This is a genomic window from Vibrio halioticoli NBRC 102217 (assembly GCF_000496695.1).
Lineage (GTDB): Bacteria > Pseudomonadota > Gammaproteobacteria > Enterobacterales > Vibrionaceae > Vibrio > Vibrio halioticoli.
Genome location: NZ_BAUJ01000005.1, coordinates 1 through 15,179 on the forward strand (window position 1 = coordinate 1; position 15,179 = coordinate 15,179).

General features: G+C 43.4%; 14 protein-coding genes and 1 pseudogene. 12 read left to right on the forward strand and 3 right to left on the reverse strand.

Annotation, left to right across the window (positions count from 1 at the left end):
* From VHA01S_RS02565 to VHA01S_RS02600, 8 genes and pseudogenes are all read left to right on the forward strand, one after another.
* A pseudogene (locus tag VHA01S_RS02565) lies at positions 1–289 on the forward strand (electron transport complex subunit RsxC); the annotation flags it as partial.
* Positions 289–1,338, forward strand: a complete 1,050-nt coding sequence (gene rsxD / locus VHA01S_RS02570) for an electron transport complex subunit RsxD (RefSeq protein ID WP_023402786.1) — start codon at positions 289–291, stop codon at positions 1,336–1,338. The pseudogene VHA01S_RS02565 and the gene rsxD, both read left to right, overlap by 1 nt.
* Before the next feature lie 4 nt (positions 1,339–1,342).
* The gene (gene rsxG / locus VHA01S_RS02575; protein WP_023402787.1) at positions 1,343–1,972 is read left to right on the forward strand and encodes an electron transport complex subunit RsxG; all 630 of its coding nucleotides are present in this window, start codon (positions 1,343–1,345) and stop codon (positions 1,970–1,972) included.
* Complete coding sequence (locus VHA01S_RS02580; protein ID WP_023402788.1) at positions 1,972–2,664, forward strand: electron transport complex subunit E; 693 nt, start codon at positions 1,972–1,974, stop codon at positions 2,662–2,664. Before rsxG ends, VHA01S_RS02580 begins: the two co-directional genes overlap by 1 nt.
* 21 nt (positions 2,665–2,685) lie before the next feature.
* Positions 2,686–3,321, forward strand: a complete 636-nt coding sequence (nth, locus tag VHA01S_RS02585) for an endonuclease III (protein WP_023402789.1) — start codon at positions 2,686–2,688, stop codon at positions 3,319–3,321.
* 38 nt (positions 3,322–3,359) lie between these two features.
* The gene (gene gloA, locus VHA01S_RS02590) at positions 3,360–3,776 is read left to right on the forward strand and encodes a lactoylglutathione lyase (RefSeq protein WP_023402790.1); all 417 of its coding nucleotides are present in this window, start codon (positions 3,360–3,362) and stop codon (positions 3,774–3,776) included.
* A gap of 278 nt (positions 3,777–4,054) precedes the next feature.
* Positions 4,055–4,699 (forward strand): ribonuclease T, encoded by a 645-nt coding sequence (gene rnt / locus VHA01S_RS02595; protein ID WP_023402791.1) that lies wholly within the window; start codon positions 4,055–4,057, stop codon positions 4,697–4,699.
* 45 nt (positions 4,700–4,744) lie between these two features.
* Positions 4,745–6,070 carry a Na+/H+ antiporter family protein gene (locus VHA01S_RS02600; RefSeq protein WP_023402792.1) on the forward strand — a complete coding sequence of 442 codons (1,326 nt, stop codon included), beginning with the start codon at positions 4,745–4,747 and terminating at the stop codon, positions 6,068–6,070.
* A gap of 125 nt (positions 6,071–6,195) precedes the next feature.
* Here VHA01S_RS02600 and grxD read toward each other — a convergent pair whose 3' ends face one another.
* The gene (grxD, locus tag VHA01S_RS02605; RefSeq protein ID WP_023402793.1) at positions 6,196–6,525 is read right to left on the reverse strand and encodes a Grx4 family monothiol glutaredoxin; all 330 of its coding nucleotides are present in this window, start codon (positions 6,523–6,525) and stop codon (positions 6,196–6,198) included.
* A gap of 488 nt (positions 6,526–7,013) precedes the next feature.
* On the opposite strand from grxD, the gene sodB reads away from it, so the two are divergent.
* Both sodB and VHA01S_RS02615 read left to right on the forward strand, forming a co-directional pair.
* Complete coding sequence (gene sodB / locus VHA01S_RS02610) at positions 7,014–7,598, forward strand: superoxide dismutase [Fe] (RefSeq protein WP_023402794.1); 585 nt, start codon at positions 7,014–7,016, stop codon at positions 7,596–7,598.
* 382 nt (positions 7,599–7,980) lie between these two features.
* Entirely contained in the window at positions 7,981–8,658 is a 678-nt protein-coding gene (locus VHA01S_RS02615) for an SDR family oxidoreductase (RefSeq protein ID WP_023402795.1), read from the forward strand.
* 152 nt (positions 8,659–8,810) lie between these two features.
* On the opposite strand, the gene adhE is transcribed toward VHA01S_RS02615, so the two are convergent.
* Positions 8,811–11,483 (reverse strand): bifunctional acetaldehyde-CoA/alcohol dehydrogenase, encoded by a 2,673-nt coding sequence (gene adhE / locus VHA01S_RS02620; RefSeq protein ID WP_023402796.1) that lies wholly within the window; start codon positions 11,481–11,483, stop codon positions 8,811–8,813.
* Positions 11,484–12,073: 590 nt separating this feature from the next.
* Here adhE and VHA01S_RS02630 point away from each other — a divergent pair.
* Positions 12,074–12,715: a YchE family NAAT transporter gene (locus VHA01S_RS02630; RefSeq protein WP_023402797.1), complete on the forward strand. Its 642-nt coding sequence runs from the start codon at positions 12,074–12,076 to the stop codon at positions 12,713–12,715.
* Positions 12,716–12,866: 151 nt separating this feature from the next.
* Positions 12,867–13,754 (forward strand): ion transporter, encoded by an 888-nt coding sequence (locus tag VHA01S_RS02635; RefSeq protein WP_023402798.1) that lies wholly within the window; start codon positions 12,867–12,869, stop codon positions 13,752–13,754.
* Positions 13,755–13,891: 137 nt separating this feature from the next.
* Here VHA01S_RS02635 and asd read toward each other — a convergent pair whose 3' ends face one another.
* Positions 13,892–15,010 carry an aspartate-semialdehyde dehydrogenase gene (gene asd, locus VHA01S_RS02640; protein WP_039970052.1) on the reverse strand — a complete coding sequence of 373 codons (1,119 nt, stop codon included), beginning with the start codon at positions 15,008–15,010 and terminating at the stop codon, positions 13,892–13,894.
* Positions 15,011–15,179: the final 169 nt, after the last annotated feature.

The following is a 15,179-nucleotide window of genomic DNA, read 5'->3' on the forward strand; positions in this document are numbered from 1 at the left end:
CGCTAAAGCACGCAAAGCAGAGCAAGCCTCGACAAACAACACCGAGTCAGACACTGGCGAACCTGCGCCAAGCGATGACCCGAAAAAAGCCGCTGTGGCCGCTGCCATTGCTCGCGCTAAAGCACGTAAAGCGGAGCAACAAGCAACAGATAACGCAGCATCACAACCCAGTGAACCTGCACCAGAAAACGACCCGAAGAAAGCCGCGGTAGCCGCGGCGATTGCACGGGCAAAAGCAAGAAAAGCGGCTCAACAAGTCGATAGCAGTGACTCTAAGGAGAAAAACTAGTGGCATTTTTTATCGCCAGTTCACCACACACTCAAAAGCGTCGCTCACTGTCGAATATGATGCTGTTAGTTGCCATTTGTGCCATTCCGGGCATTTTGGCGCAAACCTACTTTTTTGGCTTTGGCACGATAATACAGGTGCTGTTTGCCATTTTGGTGGCATGGTCTTTTGAGTCCGTCATCATGTTATTACGTGGCCGCTCACCTTTTGGCGCTCTGCGTGATAACAGTGCGCTATTAACCGGATTATTGCTTGCGATTGCCATTCCTCCACTCTCGCCTTGGTGGATCACGGTAATCGGTCTATTTTTTGCGATTGTGGTCGCCAAGCACCTATACGGTGGTATTGGGCAAAACCTCTTTAACCCGGCAATGGTCGCTTACGTTGTCTTGCTGATCTCTTTTCCGGTGCAGATGACCAGTTGGTTAACGCCAGCACAAATTTCATCGACTCCGGTAGGGGCAACCGATGCGCTATCCTTAATCTTCAGCGGTTTTAATATTGATGGTATGTCGCTACAGCAAATACGCACCGGCGTAGATGGCATAACTATGGCCACCCCATTAGATACCGTAAAAACCGGACTTGGCCACGGTCAAACACTGTCTGAAATCACCAATAGCCCACTGTTTTCTGGGATTGCTGGATTTGGTTGGGAATGGATTAATATCATGTTCCTGATTGGCGGTTTAGTGATGGTGAAGCTGCGCGTCATTCAGTGGTATATCCCTGCTGGCGTATTGGCTGGTGTATTGGGCATGAGCGTATTGCTATTTATTATTACACCGGGAGCACAAGGCTCTCCCCTATTTCAGCTGTTCTCTGGAGCAACCATGCTAGGGGCGTTCTTTATTGCCACCGATCCGGTGTCTGCGGCCACCACAGTCAAAGGTCGATTGATTTTTGGCGCGCTCATCGGCGCACTGGTGGTGATTATCCGCACCTTTGGTGGCTTCCCAGACGGGATTGCGTTTGCCGTGATTATTGCCAATATGTGTGTGCCACTTATTGATTACTACACTCAACCAAGAACCTACGGTCACAAGTAATATCATGTTTAAAACCATACAGAAAAACGGTTTGATCCTTGCCATGTTCGCTTGCATTACAACAGGTGTTGTTTCAATAACGCACCTATTGACCAAGGACACCATACAGGCTCAACAAATTGCGCAGCTACAAGGACAACTCAACCAAGTTATCCCAATGAGCATGCACGACAATGAGCTATACGCAAATTGTCTACACTTAAATAACCCAGCGTTAGGCACGCAAGAAAGCATGCCTGCGTATGTGGCAACCTTAGACGGTAAACCAACAGCGGTGGCGATTGAAACCATCGCCCCAGATGGCTACAACGGCGCTATTAAGCTATTAGTGGGTATAGACTTACAAGGTAAAGTGTTGGGTACGCGCGTGTTATCGCAAAATGAAACCCCAGGGCTTGGCGACAGAATCGACTTGCGTGTCTCTGATTGGATTTTATCTTTTGCTAATAAAATCATAACTCCAGATAACCACGACAGCTGGCACGTACGTAAAGATGGCGGCCAATTTGACCAATTTACTGGCGCAACCATCACCCCGCGTGCTGTGGTAAAAGCGGTATACAAAACTGGTTTATACTTTTCTCAAAACCAAGAGCAAATCTTAAACCAGTCACCACAATGTGAGGTGAAATAATGTCAGAGAAAAAACTCCTATTAAAAAACGGACTGTGGGACAACAACCCCGCACTCGTGCAACTGCTCGGCTTGTGTCCGTTATTGGCAGTTTCGGCAACGGTGACCAATGCAATGGGACTTGGCATTGCGACTCTCATGGTACTGGTTAGCTCAAACCTGACCATCTCTTTGATTCGTCACCATGTGCCGCAAGAAATCCGTTTGCCTATTTTCGTTATGATCATTGCCGCACTCGTCACCTGTGTGCAGCTTCTCATAAATGCATACGCGTATGGACTTTACCTGTCACTGGGCATTTTTATTCCGCTGATTGTGACAAACTGTATCATCATCGGGCGCGCAGAAGCATACGCTTCAAAAAATTCACCACTACTGGCTGTGCTAGATGGGTTGTGGATGGGCTTAGGTATGACTGCGGTATTGGTTGTGCTTGGCGCAATGCGTGAGATATTAGGCAACGGCACCTTATTTGATGGCGCTGATTTACTACTCGGTGATTGGGCAAGCGTATTGCGAATTCAAATTTATCATGTCGATAGTAATTTCTTGCTGGCTATGTTGCCGCCGGGTGCCTTTATCGGCGTGGGCTTTTTAATTGCGGCAAAAAACTGGATAGACAGCTATCAAGCCAAGAAAGCACCTAAGCAAGAGAAAAAAGAAATCCAACGTGCTCGTGTTACTAACAATTAATCTTATATTTAAACGGACTCAATGAATAAAGATAAGCGTCGGCTCATATTGGAAAAACTGCGTGAGGAAAACCCTCATCCAGAAACGGAGCTCAACTGGAACTCCCCTTTTGAATTATTAATTGCCGTTTTGCTTTCAGCGCAAGCAACAGACGTCAGTGTTAACAAGGCCACGGATAAGCTATTTCCCGTGGCCAATACACCGCAAGCACTGTTTGATCTTGGCGTTGATGAACTCAAGCAATATATAAAAACCATTGGCTTGTTTAACTCGAAAGCAGAAAACACCATTAAAACGTGCAAAATCTTATTAGAAAAGCACAATGGTGAAGTGCCAGAAAACCGAGAAGCCTTAGAGGCGCTACCCGGCGTCGGACGTAAAACAGCCAATGTTGTACTTAACACCGCCTTTGGCTGGCCGACCATTGCGGTCGATACCCATATCTATCGTGTATCAAACCGTACTAAGTTTGCCATGGGTAAAACCGTCGACGATGTAGAGCAAAAACTGCTTAAAGTTGTGCCGAAAGAATTTAAACTCGATGTACATCATTGGCTCATTCTGCATGGCCGCTACACTTGCATTGCACGTAAACCGCGCTGCGCGAGCTGTATCATAGAAGATCTTTGTGAATTTAAAGATAAAGTCATAGATTAGCGCCATTATCCTCAACCAAAAATAATCAAGGAAACAGCATGTCTCAAGGTCGCGTATTACACACCATGCTTCGCGTGGGTGATTTAGACAAATCTATCGAATTCTATACCAAGGTTATGGGTATGGAATTGCTACGTAAAAACGAAAACAAAGAGTATGAATACACTCTTGCCTTTGTTGGCTTTGGTGATGAGTCTCAAGGTGCCGTGATTGAATTGACTTACAACTGGGGCACAACTCAATACGACCTAGGTGATGCCTTCGGTCACGTTGCGATCGGTTACGAAGATATTTACGCCACATGTGATGCTATTAAAGCAGCAGGCGGCAATGTCACTCGTGAACCCGGCCCGGTAAAAGGTGGCTCAACACATATCGCATTTGTGACTGACCCAGACGGCTACAAAATTGAACTTATCCAACGTGATAACGCATCTGCAGGTCTAAACGGATAATTCTGTTTAAACGCAAAATATGCCATATTTAAGGCGATAGTTAGCTGATAACTATCGCTTTTTTGTGTCTATTTAATAGTGCCAACCTTAGTATTCATAGACATTTTCTCAGCCCAATAATGCGCGTTCCGCACACCCATTTTATGCAAGTGTGGATTAATTGCGCAGCACTATTTAAGAGTATTCTCACCTTTCCCATTAGCTAAATACATGTTTAGGTTTAGAAAAAGTTATGAATCTGCAATAATGCTCACCCTTATTTATATGTTTTGTTTGTTATGACTGTAGAAAATGAAGCTTTGACGCTAAAAAAACGATTCAGAGGGTATTTCCCTGTTGTTATTGATGTAGAAACAGCTGGGTTTAATTCCAAAACTGACGCACTGCTGGAAATTTGCGCAGTGACTCTAGCTATGGATGAAAATGGAGATCTGCATCCTGCAAGTACCATTCATTTTCAGGTTGAACCTTTTGAAGGCGCTAATTTAGAAAAAGAAGCTCTTGATTTTATAGGCATGCCTGACCCTTTTAGCCCATTACGTGGAGCTATTCCGGAGTCAGAAGCACTCAAAGAAATTTATAAGTTAGTTCGTAAAGAACAAAAACAAGCAGAATGCAGCCGCGCCATTATTGTTGCCCACAACGCCGCCTTTGATCATGGCTTTGTCTCTGAAGCGAGTGAACGCTCTAAGCTAAAACGCGTACCTTTTCACCCGTTTGCGACATTTGATACTGCCACCTTAAGTGGTCTGGCTTTTGGGCAAACGGTATTGGCAAAAGCGTGCAAAGCTGCACAAATAGAGTTCGATAATAAAGAAGCTCATTCAGCACTTTACGATACGCAAAAAACCGCTGAACTGTTTTGTAAAATTGTTAATAAGTGGAAAGCCCTTGGCGGCTGGCCGTTGATGGACCAAGATTAATACCAACCCTAATTGTTGGTATAAACACACAATCAGAGAAGATTAATGAATCCCATAATTATATCCGTTTGCATCATGCTATTGCTGGCATTGATGCGCGTTAACGTTGTCGTTGCGTTAACATTTAGTGCCATCGTCGGTGGACTTACCGCAGGTATGAGCATCACTGATACTATTTCTGCTTTCGAAGGTGGATTAGGTGGCGGTGCAACCATTGCATTAAGTTACGCCATGTTAGGCACCTTTGCTGTGGCCATTTCTAAATCAGGTATTACTGATTTGCTAGCTCAAAGCGCGATAAAACGCATCAATGGTCAAAAAAATGACTCAGCGTCTACCGCTTTAAAATATGGCGTTTTGGCAATTTTGGTACTTATTACCATGTCATCGCAAAACGTTATTCCTGTACACATAGCATTTATCCCCATTCTGATCCCACCTTTGCTTGCTGTGTTTGCCAAACTAAAACTAGACCGCCGCATGATTGCCTGTGTTCTAACCTTTGGTCTTGTTACGCCATATATGGTCCTGCCAATTGGTTTTGGTGGCATATTCCTTAATAACATCTTGCTCAAGAACCTAAGAGACAACGGTCTAACAAATATTACCGCTTCTGATGTTCCTATGGCGATGCTATTCCCTGCCTTAGGTATGGTCACTGGTTTATTGATTGCTATTTTCATCAGCTATCGCAAGCCAAGAACCTACCAAGAAACAGAAATCACTCATGTAGACACTGAGCCAAACCACATTAAAAAAAAACACATTCTTGTTGCTGTGCTAGGTATTGTGGCGGCACTTTCTGTACAGCTGTACACAGGCTCTATGATTATCGGTGCACTAGCCGGTTTCATGGTGTTCACCTTTGGTGGCGTTATCGCATGGAAAGAGACTCACGACGTATTTACCCGTGGCGTACACATGATGGCGATGATTGGCTTTATTATGATTGCCGCAGCGGGCTTTGCCGCGGTAATGAAAGCCACAGGCGGTGTTGAAACGCTAGTGCAGTCACTTTCGATCTCTATTGGTGACAACAAACCACTGGCTGCTTTGTTGATGCTAATCGTCGGTCTTTTGGTCACGATGGGGATTGGTTCTTCGTTCTCCACTATCCCAATTATTGCGACTATCTACGTTCCGCTAGCGCTGGCTTTTGGTTTCTCACCAATGGCAGTGGTGGCCCTAGTCGGTACGGCTGCAGCGTTAGGTGATGCAGGCTCTCCTGCTTCGGACTCAACCTTGGGCCCAACCTCAGGTCTGAATGCTGATGGTCAACACGAGCATATTTGGCAAACCGTTGTGCCTACCTTTATTCACTACAACATTCCTTTGATCATCTTCGGCTGGATTGCCGCTATGGTTCTTTAGGGGATATGGTTCTTTAGGGGAATGATTTAGAAAAGTGACTACATTTGTAGCTGACTGATAAACAAAAGGCTTCCAAACGGAAGCCTTTTTTAGTTATTGACCTAAAAAATAGGTTACAAAAACACTTATTCGCCAGCAGCGCGTTCAGCCGCTTCTTTAACTAGCGGTTGTAGTTCGCCTTTTTGGAACATCTCGATAATGATGTCACAGCCACCAACAAGCTCGCCTTCAACCCAAAGTTGAGGGAATGTAGGCCATTGCGCGTAAGCTGGAAGCTCTGCGCGGATATCTGGGTTTTGCAGAATATCAACGTAAGCAAACTTCTCACCACACGCCATCAAAGCTTGAGACGCTTGTGAAGAAAACCCACAGCTTGGAAGCTTAGGTGAACCCTTCATGTATAGAAGAATAGTGTTTTGTTCGATTTGCTGTTTAATTTTGTCTAGGGTTTCCATTAAGGACCTCTGAGTCGGTGTGCTCTTGATAATATCTCGCCATTTTACCTTACTAGTTTAGAATAAAAACCATAAACTAAATAAGGTTATTGTTACGTATTTGAACAAATCTTGTTGCAGTGCCCACATAGTATACCAATTGATGCAGAAACAAAATTACTGTTAATGCGATTTTCATAACAGGGCATATTCCTCTGCAAGCCCCATAATTAAAGGCCTGAGACAATATTCTTTAAAAGAATTCTCCCGATTTACTCACCAGTAAATGTTATAATTTTGCAACCTAACCTTTTATTAGCACCAAAAATTGATAGAATGCCAACGAATTATACCAATGACTGTTGATTGCTACGATTGGTATTAGTACAGTGGTTCGTGTTCAAAACGACGCTGTAGCATGTACTTAATGAGCCTTTTTCTTATTAAATACATATTCTTACTACATGGGAAGCTTAGGGCTTAGCCCAAATAAATGGAGAACCGAGCAAATGGCATTTGAATTACCAGCTCTTCCTTATGCAAAAGATGCACTAGAACCACATATCTCAGCTGAAACTCTAGATTTTCACCACGGCAAGCACCACAACACTTACGTTGTAAAGCTAAACGGCCTAATTCCAGGCACTGAGTTTGAAGGCAAAACACTAGAAGAAATCGTTAAAACTTCTACTGGTGGCGTATTCAACAACGCGGCTCAAATTTGGAACCACACTTTCTACTGGCATTGTCTAGCACCTAAAGCAGGTGGCGAACCAACAGGTGCGGTAGCGGATGCTATCAACGCTGCATTTGGTTCTTTTGAAGAGTTCAAAGCTAAATTCACTGATTCTGCAATCAACAATTTCGGTTCTTCTTGGACTTGGCTTGTTAAAAATGCAGACGGTTCACTAGCAATCGTAAACACTTCAAACGCAGCAACTCCTCTAACAGAAGCTGGCGTAACTCCGCTTCTTACTGTTGATCTGTGGGAACACGCTTACTACATCGATTACCGTAACGTTCGTCCAGAATACATGAATGGCTTCTGGGCTCTTGTTAACTGGGACTTCGTTGCAGAAAACTTAGCTAAATAATAAGCTAAAAATGCGATAAATAGGCTGCCAATTTGGTGGCCTATTTTTTTGCTCAATATCATCACTTCATTTCTCTAGCGCCAGCTCATAACATCCCACCAATCATGATTAAGCTGACGAAAACCACGAAATTCATCACACTATCTCAGCACAATATGTGACCTACCCCTTAACTCAAGCTGTTGCATATCACAATTGTAACAAATGACTCAACCTGTTTACTTTTTAAACACTATATTGATTGATAGCTTATTAGTTAAGCGTACCCTAAATACCAAGCTAAACAGTTATACCATTGCAGTGATTAAGTGATCTGTTAGTTACTACGATTGATGTGCTAAACAGGGTAAGTGGCAATTTAAAAATTGGGGGAGGTAAATATATGGTTATACATAACTCAGTAGTGCTGATCACCTCAGCAGGAACCATATTGGGTAAAACACTTGCCCTACACTTTGCCTCCTTAGGTGCCAGAGTGGTCATTACTGATAAAAGCGCTGCACAGTTAAAGGAAACCTATCGAGATTGTCTCGCTGCGGGTTACAACGTATGTACTTACACTCTGCCCGATGACACCCAAGAGCATGTTGACGCCATGTTTTACTACATAGAGAAGTTTTACAATCAAGGTGTGGATGTGTTGATCAATCACTGGGAAAACCGCCCGCTGCCAACTTTAGTCAGTACCTCTCCTGCAGAAGAGTTCAGTGCAAAATTTTCCAACATAGTTCAATCACTGTTCAGTTGTGGGCACGCTTGTGCTGAACAAATGCGTAAAAATGACAATCGTGGCGTCATTATAAACATCCTAACTAATGAAAATGCGCACGTTATACTCGGCACAGAAAGCATCTGCTCCATGGTCAGTGGCTTGACTAAGAGCTGGGCAAAGGAACTTCATCCTTTTGATATCCGTGTCGGCGGTATTTTACCCAGCGTGCACCATTTGGCCACGGATGATCATCAACATAGCTTTGCCACTATCCGAGAAGATTTAATTAGAAACACCGAATACATAGTGTCAAACGATTCATTTAATGGGCGGGTGATGTCTTGGTAGTGTTGTAGTCTTATGCCAATCACACTAAGTCAGTGATCAGAAATAGCACAGGAAAAAAGTCGCAATAAACAAAAAACCCCAGAGCACAACGGCACTGGGGTTTTATTATTTACGGTGGGCTTATTATCTAAGCCCACTTTTCAAGAGTCGAATTACTTCGCTTTAGCAGGCTTTTGGTCTGCTTTTTTCTTGATTACTGTAGTGCCTTCAAAAGTTTCACCTTCAACGTAAGGCTTACCGTAGTAAGACGTTGTTAGAACTTCTTTTAGCTCAGAGATTAGAGGGTAACGTGGGTTCGCACCAGTACATTGGTCATCGAACGCTTCCACAGATAGCTCTTCAAGTTTAGCCGTGAAGTCTGCTTCGTTAACACCCGCTTCTTGAATAGACAGTGGGATATCCAGTTCTTTCTTAAGCTCTTCCAACCAAGTCAGTAGACGCTCAATTTTCTGTGCAGTGCGGTCACCTGGTTGACTTAGGTCTAGGTGGTCAGCAACTTCAGCGTAACGACGACGTGCTTGCGGACGGTCGTATTGAGAGAATGCAGTTTGTTTAGTTGGGTTGTCGTTTGCGTTGTAACGAACAACGTTAGAGATCATCAATGCGTTTGCAAGACCGTGTGGTAAGTGGAACTCAGCACCGATTTTGTGAGCGATTGAGTGACACACACCTAGGAAAGACTGTGCAAATGCGATACCCGCAATAGTTGCCGCATTGTGTACTTTCTCACGAGCGATTGGGTCAGCTGCACCATTTTTGTAGCTTGATGGTAGGTACTCTTTAAGCATCTTAAGTGCTTGTAGAGCTTGACCATCTGAGTACTCGTTCGCTAGAACTGAAACGTACGCTTCAAGTGCGTGAGTCACTGCATCGTAGCCACCAAATGCTGTTAGAGACTTAGGCATGTTCATAACTAAGTTAGCATCAACGATTGCCATGTTTGGCGTTAGTTCGTAATCCGCTAGAGGGTACTTAGCACCAGTTTCATCGTCAGTAACAACCGCAAATGGTGTTACTTCAGAACCTGTACCTGAAGTAGTAGTGATACATACTAGCTCAGCTTTCGCGCCCATTTTAGGGAACTTGTAAATACGTTTACGGATATCCATAAAGCGCATTGCTAGCTCTTCAAAGTGCGTTTCTGGGTGCTCGTACATAACCCACATGATCTTAGCCGCATCCATTGGTGAACCACCACCAAGTGCTAGGATTACATCTGGTTGGAAGCTTTGCATTGCTGCAGCGCCTTTTTCAACAACAGACAATGTTGGATCCGCTTCTACATCAAAGAAAGTTTGCACTTCGATGCCTTGAGCTTTAAGAATGCTTACTACGCTATCTGCATAACCGTTGTTAAATAGGAAACGGTCAGTTACTAGGAATGCGCGTTTTTTACCTTCTAGATCGCCAAGTGCGATTGGAAGGCTGCCACGACGGAAGTAAATAGACTTAGGTAGTTTGTGCCACAACATATTTTCAGCTCGCTTCGCTACAGTTTTCTTGTTGATAAGGTGCTTAGGACCCACGTTCTCAGAGATAGAGTTACCACCCCAAGAACCACAACCTAGAGTTAGAGAAGGTGCAACGTTAAAGTTGTACAAGTCACCAATACCACCGTGAGTCGATGGGATGTTGATTAGAATACGAGCTGTTTTTAGTTTGTCACCGAAGTAACGGATACGGTCAGCGTTAGTATCTTGGTCAGTGTATAGACCAGATGTGTGACCGATACCGCCAATCTCAACCATAGTTTCAGCTTGAGCAACCGCATCTTCAAAGTTATCCGCGCGGAATAGACCTAGAGTTGGAGATAGTTTCTCATGAGCGAACTCATCATCGTAAGAAACTTTACCCAGACCTTCACCCACTAGAACTTTAGTATCAGCAGGAACTTTAACACCCGCCATTTCAGCGATTGCTGGAGCAGGTTGACCTACGATTTTAGCGTTTAGGTTACCGTCGATAAGCAGTACTTTACGTACTTTGTTTGCGTCAGCTTTGCTTAGTACGTGCGCTTTGTGAGAAGCGAAACGCTCTTTAACTTCGTCATACACTTCGCTTACTACGATAGCCGCTTGCTCAGAAGCACAAACTACGCCGTTATCGAAGGTTTTAGACATAAGGATAGAAGCTACCGCACGTTTGATGTCTGCTGTTTCATCGATAACTACTGGAACGTTACCCGCGCCAACACCGATTGCTGGTTTACCTGAAGAGTAAGCCGCTTTAACCATGCCTGGACCACCAGTTGCAAGGATAAGTGCAATGCCTTCATGCTTCATTAGGCCGTTAGACAGTTCTACTGAAGGTTGGTCAATCCAACCAATGATGTCTTTTGGTGCGCCTGCTGCTACTGCTGCTTCAAGAACAAGCTTAGCTGCGTCGTTAGTTGAGTTTTTAGCGCGTGGGTGTGGCGAGAAGATGATGCCGTTACGTGTTTTAAGAGAGATTAAAGATTTGAAGATTGCAGTTGAAGTTGGGTTTGTTGTTGGAACGATACCACAGATGATACCTACAGGTTCTGCGATAGTCATTGTACCCAAGTTGTCATCTTCTTCTAAGATGCCACAAGTCTTCTCGTCCTTGTATTTGTTGTAGATAAACTCTGATGCAAAGTGGTTTTTGATAACCTTATCTTCCACGATGCCCATGCCAGATTCAGCAACAGCTTGCTGTGCTAGAGGAATACGAGCTTGGTTAGCTGCTAAAGAAGCTGCACGGAAGATTGCATCCACTTTCTCTTGAGAAAAAGTTGAGAACTCTTCTTGAGCTGCTTTAACACGTGCTACCAGAGCGTCTAGCTCAGCCATATTAGTTACAGGCATAATTGTCTCCTAGATATTTAAAATTAAAAACTTTTTAGTAAGGTTTGTTAACCAAACAACACAACTTAGTAAATAGCTTTCACAGACGAGTATATTATTTCACTCTCCGAATAAAATTGATTCAGATCACTTAGTTTGAAAGAACTATACGCAAAATAGTTATTAGCTAAGTTAGGCCTAAATGCCATATTGTATGACAAATAAGGCTTTCTACGACACTGATATCATCCATGAAAGTACCGCTTTACTACGAAAACACCGTTATCTTAAGTAGTAATTTATTTTTTCTGTAGGCCGTAATAAACGTGCCAGACCCTAGTATAACCATTGTTTCGCATACGACAATTATTAATTTGCTCCAAAAAGTAAGTTCAAAGCCATGGTTTCCGCCCTCCCCTTGACAATCAAAAATGAGTTGTTCAACTACCATTAATGGAACAAGCCAATTCATTAGTTTTTCTAATGCAAAATCAATGTTGATTTAATTTAATTCAGGTATGAAATTGCAAGTTTTACTAGCGTAAAACAGCATCCTTTATTAAAGTAGCGACACTTTTTTCTCCCCCTCTCTTTTTGTTAAAGGTTTAGTGATGCAAGGTATCGATATCGCTGTTTATTTACAGTTTTTTGTTGGCTTATTTGCCATTGTAAATCCGGTTGGAATCATGCCGATATTTGTGACGTTAACGAATCATTTATCGCCTGAAGAACGCATAAAAACCGCTTCGACAGCTAACATTGCCGTTGCAGTTATTTTGATTGTTTCTTTGTTTGCAGGTCAGTTCCTGCTTGACGTGTTCAGTATCTCTTTAGATTCGTTTCGTATCGCGGGTGGTCTTCTTTTGGTGAGTATTGCTTTTTCGATGATGAACGGGCAACTTGGTGAACAGAAACAGAATAAACAAGAAAAAGCGGAAAGTATCAGCAAAGAACAAGTAGGTGTGGTACCGCTTGCAATGCCACTAATGGCCGGACCTGGTGCAATCAGCTCAACAATTGTATTTGGCTCTAACCATTCCGGACCTGTCGACTATATTGCAGTCACACTGACGGTTTTAGTTTTTGCATTTTGTTGTTGGATACTGTTTCGCTCTGCACCCTTCATCGTACGTTTTCTAGGGCAAACAGGTATCAACGTAATCACTCGTATTATGGGTTTGATACTTGGCGCACTCGGAATTGAGTTTATTGCCGGTGGAATTGGCGCATTATTCCCAGGTTTAATGCTATAGCAGTTACATTTGCATACATAATGAACACATAAAAAGCACCCTAGTGGTGCTTTTTTCGTCTATGGCAAGCGATGATCGACCTTTGCTTTATTCAAATCAATCTAAATCTACATGCTATCCTATTGTTATTACTGATTTAAGTTGAAATGATATGCCTCAAAATGAATACAGTCTCAAACATAAACTTTATGTGATCATTTTTCGCACAGACACACCATCTGGGCGTTGGTTTGATATCACTTTAATTCTGTCAATTTTAGGTTCTTTGCTCGTTTTGATTATGGGCTCAGTTGAATCAATAAACCAAAAACACGCCAATGTTTTACAGGTTCTGGAAATTTTGTTTACCGTTTTATTTACTATCGAGTATCTATTGCGTTTATATTGTTCACCCAAACCTTGGGCGTACGCCAAAAGCTTCTATGGTTTTGTTGATTTAATCGCCATCTTACCTTTCTACTTGGCGTTACTCATTCCAAATGCTCACTTCCTTGGGGTGGTACGCCTCCTTAGAATTATGCGCATCTTTAGAATTTTGAAACTTGTACAGTACATTCAAGACTCAAACATCATCATGCGTTCACTATTGAACTCAAGGCGTAAGATATTTGTCTTCTTTAGTATGGTCGCCATTCTGGTGACGATATTTGGCTCACTTTTGTATGTAATTGAAGGGCCAGACAATGGCTTTACTAGCATCCCCACCAGCATTTATTGGGCCATTGTAACCATCACCACTGTCGGCTATGGCGATATATCCCCAGTCACGACACTAGGAAGAGCCGTGGCATCTCTAACCATGTTACTGGGTTACTCAATCTTAGCCGTGCCTACTGGCATTATTACGGCGGAAATGAGCCAAGAAGTAAAACAGCAAAAGAAAACCTATCAAAACCACCGGCTATTAGTGATGTGCCCGAACTGCATGAAAAACGATCATGAACCGGATGCCTTTCATTGCAAACATTGTGGCAGTGAGCTGCCCTCGCATGAAGAGAGAGTGGTCAAGGTAAATGACACGCCTAGCGATTATGACTAATGCCTGTCACCTTGGTAGTAATCACTGTACTGCTAATCTCAGTAAATAAGCGCTCACAAATAACAGCCACAAAAAAAGCGCCAAACGGCGCTTTTTAAACATTTACTTTTTAAACACGTAAAAACTGGAGTTCTAAATTACGACTTCGCTTCTAAGATGATGCGTAGAGTACGGCGTAGTGGTTCTGCTGCGCCCCATAAAAGCTGATCACCTACAGTGAAAGCATTTAGGAAGTCATCGCCCATCGCCATTTTACGCAAGCGACCGACAGGCACAGACATAGTACCAGTCACTTTAGCTGGCGTTAGCTCTTGAGCGGTAATATCGCGCTCGTTTGGCACCACTTTAACCCAGTCATTATGCGTACCGATGATCTCTTCGATTTCATCCATAGGCACATTTTGTTTTAGCTTGATGGTCAGCGCTTGTGCGTGACAGCGCATTGCGCCGATACGTACACAAGTACCATCGATCGCAATTGGGTTGCCGTCTAAGCCAAGAATCTTGTTCGCTTCAACGCCCGCTTTCCACTCTTCTTTGCTTTGGCCGTTTTCGCGTTTCACATCAATCCAAGGGATCAAAGAACCCGCCAGAGGCGCGCCAAACTGATCAGTTGGGAATGCGTCTGAACGAATCGTCTCCGCCACTTTACGGTCAATATCTAAGATAGAAGAAGCAGGATCGGCAAGCTCAGCCGCCACTGACTGCTGCACTGTGCCCATTTGCGCGATAAGCTCACGCATATTCTTGGCACCTGCGCCAGAAGCGGCTTGATACGTCATGGCGCTCATCCACTCAACCATGCCTTTCTCGTACAGGCCACCAAGTGCCATCAGCATTAAGCTTACAGTACAGTTACCACCAACAAAGGTAGAAGTGCCAGAATGAATGCCTTGTTGGATTTGAGCTAAGTTAACAGGGTCTAAAGTAATAATGGAGTCGTTAGCCATACGCAGCGTAGAAGCTGCATCAATCCAGTAGCCTTTCCAGCCAGCTTGTTTTAGTGCAGGGTACACTTTCTCGGTGTAGCTACCACCTTGACAGGTGACGATAGCATCAAGTTGCTTGAGACTTTCAATATCAAAAGCGTCTTGTAACATGCCTGCATCTTTACCCATGTAGACAGGAGCCGGAATACCAACCTGAGAGGTGCTGTAAAAGACAGGCTCTATCAGATCAAAATCACGCTCTTCTACCATTCGCTGCATTAAAACCGAACCAACCATACCGCGCCAGCCGACTAAACCTACTCGCATCATCTATTACTCCATGTAATTAAGTAGATTGAGCGACAAATACAATTATTCGCGCTCAATCAAAATTTATTGTTCCTGACATATTTAAAAAAGTTGAAGCGAATGACAAGAGATTTATCAACAAAGATCAAAAAACCTCACCATTTCGTTACGCTTCTCTATTTTTACT

Bases quoted from the DNA above. Each gene is read 5' to 3' on its own strand.
- rnt (WP_023402791.1), top strand. From the start codon at position 4,055: ATGACTGTAGAAAATGAAGCTTTGACGCTAAAAAAACGATTCAGAGGG.
- VHA01S_RS02630 (WP_023402797.1), top strand. From the start codon at position 12,074: ATGCAAGGTATCGATATCGCTGTTTATTTACAGTTTTTTGTTGGCTTA.
- sodB (WP_023402794.1), top strand. From the start codon at position 7,014: ATGGCATTTGAATTACCAGCTCTTCCTTATGCAAAAGATGCACTAGAA.
- rsxG (WP_023402787.1), top strand. From the start codon at position 1,343: ATGTTTAAAACCATACAGAAAAACGGTTTGATCCTTGCCATGTTCGCT.
- VHA01S_RS02600 (WP_023402792.1), top strand. From the start codon at position 4,745: ATGAATCCCATAATTATATCCGTTTGCATCATGCTATTGCTGGCATTG.
- VHA01S_RS02635 (WP_023402798.1), top strand. From the start codon at position 12,867: ATGCCTCAAAATGAATACAGTCTCAAACATAAACTTTATGTGATCATT.
- grxD (WP_023402793.1), bottom strand. From the start codon at position 6,525: ATGGAAACCCTAGACAAAATTAAACAGCAAATCGAACAAAACACTATT.
- VHA01S_RS02580 (WP_023402788.1), top strand. From the start codon at position 1,972: ATGTCAGAGAAAAAACTCCTATTAAAAAACGGACTGTGGGACAACAAC.
- gloA (WP_023402790.1), top strand. From the start codon at position 3,360: ATGTCTCAAGGTCGCGTATTACACACCATGCTTCGCGTGGGTGATTTA.
- VHA01S_RS02615 (WP_023402795.1), top strand. From the start codon at position 7,981: ATGGTTATACATAACTCAGTAGTGCTGATCACCTCAGCAGGAACCATA.
- nth (WP_023402789.1), top strand. From the start codon at position 2,686: ATGAATAAAGATAAGCGTCGGCTCATATTGGAAAAACTGCGTGAGGAA.
- asd (WP_039970052.1), bottom strand. From the start codon at position 15,010: ATGCGAGTAGGTTTAGTCGGCTGGCGCGGTATGGTTGGTTCGGTTTTA.
- adhE (WP_023402796.1), bottom strand. From the start codon at position 11,483: ATGCCTGTAACTAATATGGCTGAGCTAGACGCTCTGGTAGCACGTGTT.